Consider the following 13,091-nt stretch of genomic DNA (forward strand, 5'->3'; position numbering starts at 1 on the left):
ATTGGCTCAGGCCTCGGCGGGGTGGCGCGCGGGCACCGCAAAAACAGGAGTCAAGCCGACATGGATCGACAGCAACCGCCCTTCGTGGCCCCCGGCTACCTGCGCGCAGGCGCCAGCTTCTTCGGCTGGGCGTGCCTCGCCGGGTTGATTGCGCTGGCGTCGGAGATGGTCGCGCCGCAGTACCTGGACCCGGACCACCACCTGTTCATCTTCATCATCGGCACGCTGGGCATGTGGCGCTACGGCAATGCCGTGGTCCATTACCTGCGCGGCATGTACTTCCTGCACTGGAAGTTTCCGCGCCTGCGCCGGCAGGTCGACCGCCTGGGCGATGCCGCGCTGCCCTCGCACATGTTCATGGTGGTGACCAGCTTCCGCATCCCGACCACCACCACCTTCAAGGTCTACCAGTCGGTGTTCCAGGAAGTGCAACGGCTGAACGTGCCCTGCACGGTGATCGCCTCGATCGTCGAGAAAGGCGACGAGACCTTCATCAAGCAGATCATGCGCAACGAGGTCAAGGACCGTGACGACATCAAGCTGGTGATCGTCCGCGCCCGGGGCACCGGCAAGCGTGACGGCCTGGCCCATGCGTTCCGCGCGCTGTCGCGGCAGATGCCGCTGAGTGACGCCGTGGTCGGCGTGGTCGACGGCGACACCATGATGCTGCCTGGTTGTGTCGAGCGAGCGGTCAAGCTGTTCGCCGTGCTGCCAGACGTGGGTGGCCTGACCACCAACGAATTCTGCGAAGTCGAGGGCAGCCGCTGGATGCGCCAGTGGCACTCGATGCGCTTCGTCCAGCGCCACATCAACATGTGTTCGATGGCGCTGTCGCACCGGGTGCTGACCCTGACCGGGCGGCTGTCGTTCTTCCGCGCCGAAGTGATGACCGACCCCGAGTTCATCCGCGACGTCGAGGCCGACTTCCTCGAACACTGGCGCCTGGGCCGCTTCCAGTTCCTTACCGGGGACGACAAGTCGAGCTGGCTGAGCCTGATGCGCGCTGGCTGGAACACCTTCTACGTGCCCGACAGCCATACCCTGACCGTCGAGCACCCGCCCAGCGACAGCTTCTGGATCGCCACCCGCCAGCTGATGTTCCGCTGGTACGGCAACTCGCTGCGGCAGAACTTCCGCGCCACTGCCCTGCTCGGCCGGGCCCGCCTGGGGCTGTTCACCCTGTACGTGCTGCTCGACCAGCGCGTGTCGATGTGGACCTGCCTGATGGGCCTGACCGCCTCGGTGGTGGCCGGCCTGGTGTTCGGTATCCAGTACCTGCTGGTGTACCTGTTCTGGGTGCTGATCTCGCGCAGCCTGGTGACCGTGCTGTTCGTCTTCGCCGGCCACCCGGTCAGCCCGATGTACCCCTTCGTTCTTTATTACAACCAGATCGTCGGTTCGCTGATGAAGGTCTACGCGATGTTCCACATGGACCAGCAAAGCTGGACGCGACAGAAGACCACCCTGGCCACTGGCAGCGTCGACTTCGACGCCAGCCTCAACCGCTGGTCCTCGAAGGCGATGCTGTGCTCGTCGATCGCGATCTTCTTCGGGGTCATTACCGTTCTCCTCGGACTCTCTCATTAAGAAACCGCAACGTTAAGGAAAGGCGCCTGCACATGAGTACCACGAACATTCCCGCGGCCCCGGGCAAGACAGCGGCCAACATCGTCCACGAGGCGGTCGACGAGCGCCAGTACGTGCGCACACGGATGAACGCACGGGTGCGCCTGGCCAGTGCCGGCCAGGCCCCGTTCGAAGTCGCCTTGCAGGATATTTCCCTGGGCGGGCTGGGCCTGATCCACGACGCGCCGCTGAACGTCGGCACGCTGTACGACGCCTCGATCCGCCTGCGCCTGAACCAGGTCGACCTGAACATCGACAGCAAGATCCGCATCGTCTCCCAGCGTGGCAGCGAAGTGGGCGCGCAGTTCGTCGAACTCGATGCACAGAAGCGCGACATCCTGCGCTACCTGATCAGCGCCTACATGTCCGGCGAGATCGCCGACATCAACGGCCTGTTCAATGTCATGCAGCGCGAGAACTACATCAAGGAACGCAAGCACAAGTACGCCAGCGCACGCACCCCGGGCGCCCGCCTCAAGGCCCTGACCGGCACCTTGCTGTACACCGCCGCTGGCGTCGCCGCGCTGGCCTTCGTCGGCTACAAGGGCTACCTGCTGTTCTTCCGCATCCCGGCGCTGCAGGCCCAGGTGGCGACCAACGCCCAGGTCATCAGCATGCCCGACAACGGCTATGTGAAGTACCTGCTGCCCGCCGGCGCCACCGAAGTGCAGGCCGGCCAGCCGCTGGCCAGCATCTCCACGCAGCTGGCCACCAGTTTCACCAGCCCGGCCGACATGAAGGCGGTCGCCGACCTGTCGCCGGGTGACCTGCAGACCCTGCTCGGCCGCGCCACCATCGAGACCGTGATCAACAGCCCGTGCGATTGCACGGTCTACTACCCGAACCAACGCCTGGACGGCTACGGCTATAAAGAGGCCGCGCTGATGCACCTGCTGCCCAAGGACCAGGGCCTGTTCGTACGCGCCAATGTGCCGTTCGACAAGCTCGCCGATGTCGACCGGGTGAAGTCGGTGGACATGCAGGTGTTCGGCCTCGACCAGCACTACAGCGGCAAGGTGGTCGACGCACGGGTCGATGAGGTCAACCGCAACCTGGCGTTGACCATCCAGCCTGACAGCCCGTTGCCGGCGGCGGCCTACCAGAAAGCGGTAGCGGTCGATCTGTTCATGGGCCTGCCGTTCGGCGCAGCGCGCTAAACGGCCGAGGACGATGACGCCATGACCGCCAATAAGCCCCCCCGCCTTTTGCTGGCTGGCCTGGCCCTGGCCTGCGCCAGCTCGGCCAGCGCCGGGCAGAGCCTGGAGCAGATCCGCTACGCGCTGTACAAGGACCCGTCGGCCGAGGTCACTACCGACCTGCGCGAACTGGCTGCCCGTGGCGACCTGGCCAGTACCCTGCTGCTGGGTGATGTGCTGGCCGGGCGCGAAGATGCCAGCCGCGCGGAAGTGGTGGCGCTGTACCAGAAGGCCTTTGCCGACGGCCATGGCATGGTCCCGGCACTGGCTTCGCTGGCCCGCCTGATCGACCGCACCCCAAGCCTGCGCGAGGCGCTGCGGCCGTGGATGGCCCAGGCACTGACGCGCTACCCGGCCAACCTCGACCCACGCAACACCAGCACCACGCTGGAAGTGTTCCTGACCTACCCGGAGCTGGTCGACACCGCCCAGGCGGCGCAGTTGCTGGCCCTGTACGAACAGGCCTGCCTGCTCAACTGCCTTCCTGCGCTGTACCACGCCGTGCTTGCCGAACGCCAGGGTGACCGTGCCGGCGCCGAGCGCTGGTATCGCCAGGCGGTGCGCGTGGACGTGCGCGCCCTGGACCGCTACTACGCGTTCCTCGGCGAACAGCAGGACCGCCTGTTCCCGCCCTTCGCCGACCAGCTCGAGCCAGAGCGCGAGCAGTTGCCGGTGGAGATCATCCACCGCGTCGCCGCGCTGCTCGACAGCATCACCAGCGTGCAGCGCGCCGAACAGGAAGCCGACCGCTACGAGAACCAGGCCAGCGCACCCGGGGCCGAAAAGCTGCCACCGACGCCCGAGCAACAGGCGCGCGAAAAGGCGCAGGACGACGCACTGAACCTGGCGACCGCCCGCGTCCAGCGCTGGCGCGATGTGGCCGTGGCCCGCGGCTTCGTGCCGGCCATGGTGTCCAAGGCCAACTACATGATCTCCAACCCGACCGAGCACAACGCCGAGGAAACCCAGGCGCTGATCGACCAGGTGCGCGAGCGCGAACCCACCCGGGCCAAAGCCTTGCAGGCGCAGTTCTACATGGTCAACAACTGGCTGACCCTGGACCCGGACAAAGCCCGCGCCCTGATCGATGAACTGCGCGCCAACGGCTACCCCGGTGCCGGCCTGCTGCTGGGGGAGTACTACAGCAAGGGCGTCGAAGACCAGCCTGACCAGGAAAAGGCCTTGGCGCTGTTCCAGGCCGAAGCCGACAAGGGCAACACCGCCGCCTGGTACCGCATGGCCACCCTGCACGCCTATGGCCGTGCCCTGTGCCACGACCCGGTCAAGGCCTACACCTATGCCCGGGTCGCCTTCGACCTGGGTGAACGCAGCGCGCGCAGCCTGATCAGGCGGCTGGAAAAGACCCTGCCAAAGGATGACATCGAGCGTGCCCTGGCCGCTCGCAACGGGCTGTTCAAGGAGGCCACCCTGTGAAAGCGCATCACCCCCTGTTCGGCGCCCTGCTGGCCCTGGCGCCACTGCCGGCGGCGTTCGCCGCAGAAGAAATCACCGGCCCCGAGGCCGACAGCAACGAACCGGTGCGCGTCACTGCACGGGATGGCAGCGAGCCGGTGATCACCTCGGAAGTGTTCAACAAACTCACCGTACAGACCGGCTACGGCCCTGAAGACTCCCAGGTCGGCAGCGACCGCGAGATGTTCTACAGCCTGCGTTACGAGCCATCGTTCGCCTGGTACTCGCCGGAAAAGCGCTGGGCCAAGTGGACGGTCTACGGCCGCCTGTGGTTGAACTACGACTCCAGCCAGTCGAGCAACCTGACCAACGAGGCATCCAACGCCAACGAACGCGAGCAGCCCGAAGGCTGGTACGCCGAACTGCGCGAGTTGTACGTCAAGCGCAACCTGATCGGCGACGACCCGCGCTTCTCTGCATCGTTCGGCCGCCAACGCTTCTATGACGACTACGGCATCTGGTGGGACGACAGCCTCGAGTCGCTGCGTTTCAACTATCAGGACACCTTCAGCGAGGCGTTCGTCGCCGTCGGCCAGAAGTTCCACAACTACAACACCGACGTCAACCGCCTGGCCGACAGCGAGGAGCGCACCACCTACCTGATGGGCCAGTACGCCTACCGCTGGAGCCAGAACAACCAGGTCGGTGTGCGCCTGATGCACGAGAACGACCACAGCGGCCACGACGCCGGCGACCGTTACGACTTCAAGGGCATGCGCTACGGGCTGTTCTTCAAGGGCGACAACCTCGCCTACCCAGTGCTCAGCGACTACCACCTGGAACTGGCGGCGCTGGACGGCAAGATGGACAACACCGACGGCAACGGCGTCACCACCACCGGCCACAGCAGCAAGGGCTGGGCGGTCCTCGGCGAAGTCGGCAAGCGCTTTGACGATCTGGCCTGGACCCCGCGCGTGGCACTGCGAGGTGGCCTGACCGACAAGCCCAGCGACGAGAACGACGGCTTCCGCCTGAACGCCATCCAGTCCGACCGCATCACCCGCACCGGCTCCTACAGCACCCGCCTGACCAGCTCGTTCGTCGCCCTCGACCTGCGCAACCTGAGCTACTACGGCTTTGCCGTGGAGACCCGCCCTACCCCGCGCAGCGCACTGGACTTGCGGGTGACCCAGCTGGACCTGCGCGATGCCGATGGCACCCTGCCGATCCGCATGAACGGCGACCAGCGTTCGCAGCGCAATCGCGCCATCAACCAGGGCAGCAACGGCAACGGGCGCAATGTCGGGCAGATGATCGACCTCAACTACTACTGGAAGATGTTTCCGGTGGCTATCGACGGCAAGCACCTGGACGTCAACGCGCTGGTCAGTGCCAGTTACCTCAATGCCGGCAGTGCATTGCAAACCGGTGATGACTACCAGCTGAGCGTCGGCGTGGTGATCAGTTACTAAGGAAGGGCCGTGCCATGATCTTCGCCTCCAATGTGTTCCTGTTCCTGTATCTGCCGCTGTTCCTGGCCGTGTATTTCCTGGCCAAGGCGCAGTGGCGTTCGACGGTGATCGTGGCCGCCAGCTACATTTTCTACGCCTGGTGGCGGCCGGACTTCCTCCTGCTGTTCGTCGGCATCACCTATTGGAATTACTGGTTCGGCCTGCGCATCAAGGCACGCCTGGATGCCGGCGACAAGCGCCTGGCCCTGCGTCTTCTGTGGGTCGGCGTGGCCGGCAACCTGTCGACCCTGGGCTACTTCAAGTACGCCAACTTCGGCGCCGAGGTGCTGGCCTTGCTGCTGGCGCCGCTGGGCATCAACACCTGGACGCTGGAAAACATCTTCCTGCCGCTGGGCATTTCGTTCTACGTGTTCCATGCCCTGAGCTACATCGTCGACATCTACCGCAAGGACGCCACGCCAACCCGCAACTTCATCGACTTCGCCGCTTTCGTCGCGCTGTTCCCGCACTTGGTAGCCGGGCCGATCCTGCGCTACAGCCAGCTGGCGCCGCAGCTGCGCGAGCGTAGCCATTCGCTGGAGCTGTTCTCGCTGGGCGTGTGCCGCTTCATGCTCGGCTTCATCATGAAGGTGCTGATCGCCGACCGCCTGGCCCCGATCAACGTGCTGTTCGTCAGCGAAGGCACGCTGCAGTTCAGCGATGCCTGGTTCGGCCTGGTGATCTCCACCCTGCAGCTGTATTTCGACTTCGCCGGCTACAGCCACATGGCCCTGGGCCTGGCACTGATGATGGGCTTCCGCTTCCCGGAGAACTTCAACCAGCCCTACGTGGCGCAGAGCATCACCGAATTCTGGGCACGCTGGCACATGACCCTGGCGCATTTCCTGCGCGACTACGTGTACATGCCGCTGGTGCGCAAGCGCGTGGCCGGCGCCTTGCCGGCGCTGATCTGGACCATGCTGCTTTCGGGCCTGTGGCACGGCGCGAGTTTCGCCTTCATCTGCTGGGGGCTGTTCTTCGGCGTGGGCATGGTCATCGAACGCAAGTTCAACCTGGCGACCAAGGTCACCACGCCCTACCACCCAGGCCGCAACCTGCGCACCGGGGTGCTGATCCTGCTGAGCATGCCGCTGTTCTTCACCATGGACCTGCGCCACAGCATCGACATCTACAAGGCACTGTTCGGCTTCAACGGCTTCGGCTCGCTGGAACTGTACGTGCTCGGCGCCTCGAAAATGGCCATGGCCTTTGCCCTGGTGGCGCTGGCCTGGCTGGTGCTGGCCGGGATCAACAACGTGCGTTTCTACGCCGGCAACAAGGAAGACTATTTCATGCGCCACGTCGGCGCGCTGCACAGTGTGCTGCTGTGGGGCGGCTTCCTGCTGGCGCTCAGCAGCCTGGCGGCCAACTCGTTCTCACCCTTCCTGTATTTCCAGTTCTAGGAGCCTGCCATGTACCCGGTGATGAATTCGGCCAGCAAGGCCAATGGCATTCTGTTCGCGGTGGTGCTGGCGGCGATGTTCATCTATTCGCTGCCGCCGGTGTTCAGCTTTGCTCGCACCTCGACCGACACCTGGAACCTGTTCGTCGATGGCAAGCTGCTGCGCAAGTTCGAGCAGGCCTACGACAAGCGCTTCTTCCTGCGTGAGCCGTCGGTGGAACTGTGGGCCGATGCCCAGTTCCACTTGTTCGGCGAAGGCACCAAGGGTGTGGTGCTGGGCAAGGATGGCTGGCTCTACACCAACCAGGAATACCGCGTGCCCAACGACCTCGAGGCCAACGTGGCGAGCCAGCTGGAGCAGATCGCCAAGGTCCGCACGCAACTGGCCGAGCACGGCAAGCAGCTGGTGATCCTGCCGCTGCCGATGAAGCTGGATGTGTACGCGGCGCATGCCAAGCATGCCTTCGACCCACGGGTGACCAGCCTCTACGACCACTTCGTCGGTGAGCTGCAAAACCGCCATCTGGACGTGGTACCGCTACGCGCCGCGTTTCTCGCCAACCTCGAAGGCCCGCCGCTGTTCCTCAAGTCCGACACCCACTGGAGCCCGGAAGGCGCGCGGCTGTCGGCCTACGAACTGGCACGCCAGCGCCCGCAACTGCTGGGCGACCAGGTGTACGTGTCGCGCAAGGCCGGTGAGAAGAGCATCAAGGGCGACCTGATGAACTACATCCAGTTCGACCATGCGCGCCTGGCGCCGCAGTTCGGCCCCAACCCGATCGCCTTGTACGAAACCCTCAAGGCCGAACAAGGCGCCGACGACCTGTTCGCCGAGGCAAACCAGAGCCTGCTGCTGGTCGGCACCAGCTACAGCAAGATCGACGACTGGAACTTTGTCGGCTTCCTCAAGGAGGCACTCAACCGCGACCTGTTGAGCATTGCCGTGGAAGCCCGCGGCCCGTTCGAGGCGATGAACCAGTTCCTTGCCAGTGACGAGCTGGCCAACACGCAGATCGACACCGTGGTCTGGGAATTCCCCCTGCGCACCTTGCTCGCCCACCGCCCCGGCTCGCTCAGCCGCAGCGCGGCGCCCCAGCATTTCTGACGATTCAAGGAGAGCCTGATGAAACTTGCCCCACTGTTCACCGCCATCGCCCTGGCCGCCGCCAGCCAGGCTGCCCTGGCCGCCGAAGGCAACGCCGACCTTTACGATGCCGTGGCCCCGGCCGACTCGGCGTTCGTCCGGGTGCTGAACCTGTCCGAGCGCAACATCGACGTCACCCTCAGCGGCAAGGTCAACCCGCAACGGGTTGCCGCCGGCCAGCTCAGCGGCTACCGCTTCACCCCTGCCGGGCCGCACAAGATCGCCGTCGGCAGCCAGTCGATCGAACCGCAGCTGAAGGCCAATGCAGCCAGTACGGTGGTCTACGACGGCAAGCAGCTGAAACTGATCAGCGACAAGTACGTCAACGAGCCGAAGAAGGCGCAGATCGCGTTCTACAACCTGACCGCCAACCAGGCCGCGCTGAAGACCTCCGATGGCAAGCACGAAGTGGTCGAGGCACTCGGCAACGGCGAGACCGGCACGCGCATGGTCAACGAGGTCAAGATCGACTTCGCCGCCTACCAGCAGGACACCAAGGTCGCCAGCTTCGACGAGCAGTTCCTCAAGAAGGGCCGTTCGTACAGCTACGTGCTGCTACCCGGCAACCGCAGCATGACCATCGCCAACAGCATCGACCCGACCGAGTGATGAATGCCCTGCAAGGATGAATGGCACATGAAGACCCTTGTTCCTTTTGGCCTGAGCGCTGCCCTGGCCTTGCTCAGCCTGCCGGCCCTGGCCGCGCAGCCAGCCCCGGCTGCCCAGGTGGCCGGGCCTGGTTGCGAGAACCTGCAGTGCATGGTTTGCCCGGCCTTGAGCGACCCGCAACGCTATGCCGAGGGGCGCATGAAACTGATGCGCGAGATCGTCCCTGGCAAGGATCGCTGGCTGTTCCGCTCGGCCGTCGACCTGACCAATGACTTTGGCATCCCCGCGCCGATGCGCCCGGAGTTCGCCCGCTTGATGCAGGCCTTCGAACGCCAGGGCATCCACGTGGCCATGGCGATCCAGCCGACCCGCGGGCTGATGCACCGCGACAAGCTGTTCGCCGACCAGTTGCATGGCTTCGACTACGCCCGCGCCAGCAACAACCTTGGTAACTTCCTCGGCCAGTTGCGCCAGGGCGGCGCGGTGGTGGCGCCGATGATGCAGCTGGTGCAACAGCCGCCGAAAGGCGAGTACTTCTTCCGCCGCGACCACCACTGGACGCCCAGCGGCGCCGAGGCCACGGCCAGACTGATGGCCGAGGAAATCCGCCGCCAGCCGTTCTATGCCGGGCTGACCAAGAAGGCATACCGTACCGAGCCGGGCGTGATGGTGCCCAAGGACGGCACGATGAACCTGGCGCTGAGCAGCATCTGCGGCAACAACTACGGTTTCCAGTATGTGCGCGGCTACCAGACCATCCCGGTGGCGGCTGGCGCCGACGCGCTGTTCGATGAAGCACCGGACCCGCAGGTCATCCTGGTCGGCGACAGTAATGCCGCGGCCCGTGAGGACGAGAGCAAGCAGTTCAACTTCGATGGCTACCTGAAGCAGTACCTGAATGTCGACATCCTCAACTACGCCCTGCCTGGAGTGGGCGAGGATGGCTCGCTGCTGGAGTACCTGTTGTCGAGCGACTACAAGCCCAAGGCACCGCCCAAGCTGATCGTCTGGGAACTGCCGGCCAACTACCGGCTCGACTCGCCGTTGATGTACCGCCAGCTGGTGCCGGCAGTCCAGGGCGGTTGTTCGGCAGGCCGGGAAGTGCTCGGCGCGAAGCTGCAGCGCCCGGCATTGAAAGTGGGTGAGCGCATCGAACTGCTGAGCAATGCCGGCAGTGGCCGCCAGGCACTGTCGAAGGGTTTTCTCGACATTCGCCTGAGCGACAAGAACGTCAAGGACTTCTACATCATCGTCTATTACGACAATGGGGCGCGGGACAAGGTGTGGTTCCGCCGCGACGCGGTGGTGACCGGTGGCCAGTACTACCTGGAGCTGAGCAAGGCACCGGAGTTTGCCGGGGCCAACCTGCTGTCGGTGTTCATGGAGCCGACCAAGCCCGGGACCACGGCGACCGATGTGGAGACTCGCCTGTGCCTTTGACCTCCATTGATGGGGCTGCTCTGCAGCCCATCGCGGGCAAGCCCGCTCCTACCTCGACCGCGTCAGCCACACGAATCGGTGTGGGAGCGGGCTTGCCCGCGAAGGGCCGCAAAGCGGCCCCAATCCTGCTCACGCTGTTCCTGCTGAGCCCCCAATCTCAGGCGGCCCAGTCCATCTGGCCCGCCCACAGCACGCCACAGTCAGCCATGATCGCCGACTACCGCACCCTGGCCTGCAGCCAGCAGCCGCCAGCGCCCTACACCGGCAGCCTGCACCTGGAAAGCAAGTACGACCAGCGCGACGCCAGCAAGTCGACCCTGCGCAGCAGCCCCGACGCCGACAGCGAGCAGATCGCCAAGCAGGTCAAGCAGTTCGTCGGTGGCCTGATCTATGCCAGCAAACGCTTTCAGCGGGCGAAGAAGCCGCAGGACGCCAACATGGCCCTGGCCTGCCAGGACCAATGGTTGCAGGCATGGGCGGCAGCCGGTGCCCTGCTCAACCCCGATGCCAGCGGCACCGGCATGGCGGCCCGCAAGTGGGCGCTGGCCGCCATGGCCGGCGCCGTGCTGCTGACCCAGTCCGCAGCCGACGGCAAGCTGCAACTGAGCCCGGCACAGCGCAGCTGGTTCAGCCGCCTGGCCGAGCAAGTGATCGCCGAGTACGCACCCCGGCGCAGCGCTACCCGGATCAAGTTCAATAATCACGACTACTGGGCGGCCTGGGCCGTGGCCGCTACCGGCATGCTGGTCGGGCGCGACGACTTCATCCAGTGGGCCGACGGCAACCTGCGCCGCGGCCTGGCCCAGGCCGTGCGCTCCGCTGACGCCAGCTACGCCTATCTGCCGCTGGAAGTGGAGCGCGGCAAACTGGCCGCCACTTACAGCCAGTACGCGCTGGTCCCCTTGGTGCTGCTGGCCGAATCGGCTCGCGCCAACGGTTTGCCATGGAGCGCCGACGATCAGCAGACCCTCGACCTGCTGGCCAACTTCGCCGCGCGCAGCGTGCTCGCCCCTGATGGCCTGCCCGAACTCACAGGCAAATCCCAGGTGGATGTCGCGCCCTACAAACTGGCCTGGCTGATCCCGTTCCTGCAGCGCAACCCCGGCCATGCCCTGGCGCGCCAGCTGTACGACAACGAAGACGGCGAGGTGGACAACTACAGCCAGCTCGGTGGCCCGATCAAACCGTTCTACCCCCCTCTGCCCGGATCAAGGAGCTGACCCATGGCCGCCCTCGCCCGCTTTTCCTTCACCTGCCTGGCCGCCTTGTGCCTGGCCGGCGCTGCCCACGCCGCCAGCCAAGCGCTGCCGGTCAACCAGACCGTGGATACCCTGCCCGGTGAGCAACGCCAGCTCAAGGCCGAACAACTGCGCCAGCAGGTGCGCCAGGCCGTGGCCTTCCAGCAGGCCGAGCGGCCACGCCCGGCCGGGCGCGCCAGCGTCAGCCTGCAGCCAATGTTCTCGTCCCAGGCGGGCAGCTGGCCGTTCGAGCCATTCGTCAACAATGGCCTGTTCCGCGCCATCGCCGGTTACCAGGCGCACCACCCGCAAGTGGTGATGCTGCGCGGTGGCAGCATCACCCTGGCGCAGTTGCACGACGCCCTGAACGATCCGCGCATCCTCAAGCGCTACAAGGATGGCTACCTGCTCAGCTACCCGCTGATGATCGCCAGCGATGCGGGGCTGGTGCTCGAAGGCACCAGCCTGTACCTCTCGAGTTTCTCCGGCACGGCGCTGATCAACCAAGGCTGGCTCGGGCTCAACCAGTCCAGCCTGGAGAGCATGGCCGGCGACAAGCCGGGCAGCACCGACAGGGCCTGGCGGCCCTTCGTGGTGGCCTGGGCCGGTAGCCATACCCAGGTGATCGGCTCGACGCTCAAGCGCCTGGGCTACAACGCCAATCTTTCCCGTGGCCTGACCACGGCCTTGAGCACCCAGCAGGCGGCCAGCACGCGCCCGGCCACGCTGATCATCCGCGACAGCCAGTTCAGCGAGATGTCCAGCGCGGTGGAGCTGCAACACAGCCAGGCGACCATCACCGGCAGCCAGTTCGGGCAGTCGCAGCAGTACGCCATCGACGTGCAGAACAGCCAGGTCAGGCTGCAGGGCAACCAGCTGCGCGGCATCGACAACAACAGTGGCGTGCGCCTGCGTGGCCAGACCCGCGCCCTGGTCGAAGGCAACCTGATCCTCGGCGCGACCAAGGCCGCCATCGAAGTCAGCGAGCAACAAGGCGCAGTGCTGCTGGCCGGCAACCGCATCGGTGACAGCCGGGGCAATGCCATCCAGCTGCGCAACCTGGCACCCACCGTGGCGGCGCCGCTGGTGATCGACGACAACCTGCTGGCCAGCAGCCAGGGCAGCGCGGTGGATGCCAGCGAGGTCGGCGCGGTGGCGCTGCTCGACAACCGCATCGGTAATACCGCGGAATATGCCATCAGCCTGCGCAATGCCACGCCGCTGGCCGGGCCCTTGCTGCTCAGCGGCAATCGCCTGGGCCGGGTCGGCAAGGCGCTGGTGCGGGTGGAGGGAATGCGCGATGTGGTGCTCGGAGGCAACCGCTTCGAGGGCAAGCCGTTGCTGCAGAACCTGTTGATCGGGGATTTGTTGCCGTTGCAGGGCCAGTTGCTCGAGGCCACAGTTCGCCAGGGTGAGACTGTGCGGGTGAGGCAGCAATGATCCAGCATTTGCTTTAACTGCACCGGCCTCCTCGCGGGTAAACCCGCTCCCACATGAACCTCACAGCATTCA

General features: G+C 65.3%; 10 protein-coding genes. All 10 read left to right on the forward strand.

Going from position 1 to position 13,091, the window contains the following annotated elements:
* The first annotated feature begins 60 nt into the window (after positions 1 to 60).
* The 10 genes from L6D64_RS23230 to L6D64_RS23275 all read left to right on the forward strand — a co-directional run bounded on the left by L6D64_RS23230 (position 61) and on the right by L6D64_RS23275 (position 13,019).
* Positions 61 to 1,587, forward strand: coding sequence for a glycosyltransferase (locus tag L6D64_RS23230; protein ID WP_176508607.1), 1,527 nt, complete (start codon positions 61 to 63; stop codon positions 1,585 to 1,587).
* Positions 1,588 to 1,619: 32 nt separating this feature from the next.
* Positions 1,620 to 2,783 (forward strand): PilZ domain-containing protein, encoded by a 1,164-nt coding sequence (locus tag L6D64_RS23235; RefSeq protein ID WP_176508608.1) that lies wholly within the window; start codon positions 1,620 to 1,622, stop codon positions 2,781 to 2,783.
* Between the two features lie 21 nt (positions 2,784 to 2,804).
* Positions 2,805 to 4,256 carry a tetratricopeptide repeat protein gene (locus tag L6D64_RS23240; protein WP_176508609.1) on the forward strand — a complete coding sequence of 484 codons (1,452 nt, stop codon included), beginning with the start codon at positions 2,805 to 2,807 and terminating at the stop codon, positions 4,254 to 4,256.
* A complete protein-coding gene (locus L6D64_RS23245) occupies positions 4,253 to 5,707 on the forward strand; it encodes an alginate export family protein (RefSeq protein WP_176508610.1) in 1,455 nt (484 codons plus the stop codon). Before L6D64_RS23240 ends, L6D64_RS23245 begins: the two co-directional genes overlap by 4 nt.
* Before the next feature lie 14 nt (positions 5,708 to 5,721).
* Positions 5,722 to 7,149: an MBOAT family O-acyltransferase gene (locus tag L6D64_RS23250; protein WP_176508611.1), complete on the forward strand. Its 1,428-nt coding sequence runs from the start codon at positions 5,722 to 5,724 to the stop codon at positions 7,147 to 7,149.
* 9 nt (positions 7,150 to 7,158) lie between these two features.
* On the forward strand, positions 7,159 to 8,253 hold the full coding sequence (locus L6D64_RS23255; RefSeq protein WP_176508612.1) for an alginate O-acetyltransferase: 1,095 nt from the start codon (positions 7,159 to 7,161) through the stop codon (positions 8,251 to 8,253).
* A gap of 18 nt (positions 8,254 to 8,271) precedes the next feature.
* Positions 8,272 to 8,901 (forward strand): alginate O-acetyltransferase AlgF, encoded by a 630-nt coding sequence (locus L6D64_RS23260; RefSeq protein WP_176508613.1) that lies wholly within the window; start codon positions 8,272 to 8,274, stop codon positions 8,899 to 8,901.
* Between the two features lie 27 nt (positions 8,902 to 8,928).
* Positions 8,929 to 10,341: an alginate O-acetyltransferase AlgX-related protein gene (locus L6D64_RS23265; RefSeq protein ID WP_176508614.1), complete on the forward strand. Its 1,413-nt coding sequence runs from the start codon at positions 8,929 to 8,931 to the stop codon at positions 10,339 to 10,341.
* An 80-nt stretch (positions 10,342 to 10,421) separates the two neighbouring features.
* Positions 10,422 to 11,561, forward strand: coding sequence for a polysaccharide lyase (locus tag L6D64_RS23270; protein WP_236192590.1), 1,140 nt, complete (start codon positions 10,422 to 10,424; stop codon positions 11,559 to 11,561).
* Between the two features lie 3 nt (positions 11,562 to 11,564).
* Positions 11,565 to 13,019: a right-handed parallel beta-helix repeat-containing protein gene (locus L6D64_RS23275; RefSeq protein WP_176508616.1), complete on the forward strand. Its 1,455-nt coding sequence runs from the start codon at positions 11,565 to 11,567 to the stop codon at positions 13,017 to 13,019.
* Positions 13,020 to 13,091 lie beyond the last annotated feature (72 nt).

It is taken from the genome of Pseudomonas urethralis, assembly GCF_021602465.1.
Lineage (GTDB): Bacteria > Pseudomonadota > Gammaproteobacteria > Pseudomonadales > Pseudomonadaceae > Aquipseudomonas > Aquipseudomonas vlassakiae.

Excerpts from the sequence above, each read along its gene's own strand:
- L6D64_RS23265 (WP_176508614.1), top strand. The coding sequence starts at position 8,929 with ATGAAGACCCTTGTTCCTTTTGGCCTGAGCGCTGCCCTGGCCTTGCTC.
- L6D64_RS23235 (WP_176508608.1), top strand. The coding sequence starts at position 1,620 with ATGAGTACCACGAACATTCCCGCGGCCCCGGGCAAGACAGCGGCCAAC.
- L6D64_RS23240 (WP_176508609.1), top strand. The coding sequence starts at position 2,805 with ATGACCGCCAATAAGCCCCCCCGCCTTTTGCTGGCTGGCCTGGCCCTG.
- L6D64_RS23255 (WP_176508612.1), top strand. The coding sequence starts at position 7,159 with ATGTACCCGGTGATGAATTCGGCCAGCAAGGCCAATGGCATTCTGTTC.
- L6D64_RS23260 (WP_176508613.1), top strand. The coding sequence starts at position 8,272 with ATGAAACTTGCCCCACTGTTCACCGCCATCGCCCTGGCCGCCGCCAGC.
- L6D64_RS23230 (WP_176508607.1), top strand. The coding sequence starts at position 61 with ATGGATCGACAGCAACCGCCCTTCGTGGCCCCCGGCTACCTGCGCGCA.
- L6D64_RS23250 (WP_176508611.1), top strand. The coding sequence starts at position 5,722 with ATGATCTTCGCCTCCAATGTGTTCCTGTTCCTGTATCTGCCGCTGTTC.
- L6D64_RS23275 (WP_176508616.1), top strand. The coding sequence starts at position 11,565 with ATGGCCGCCCTCGCCCGCTTTTCCTTCACCTGCCTGGCCGCCTTGTGC.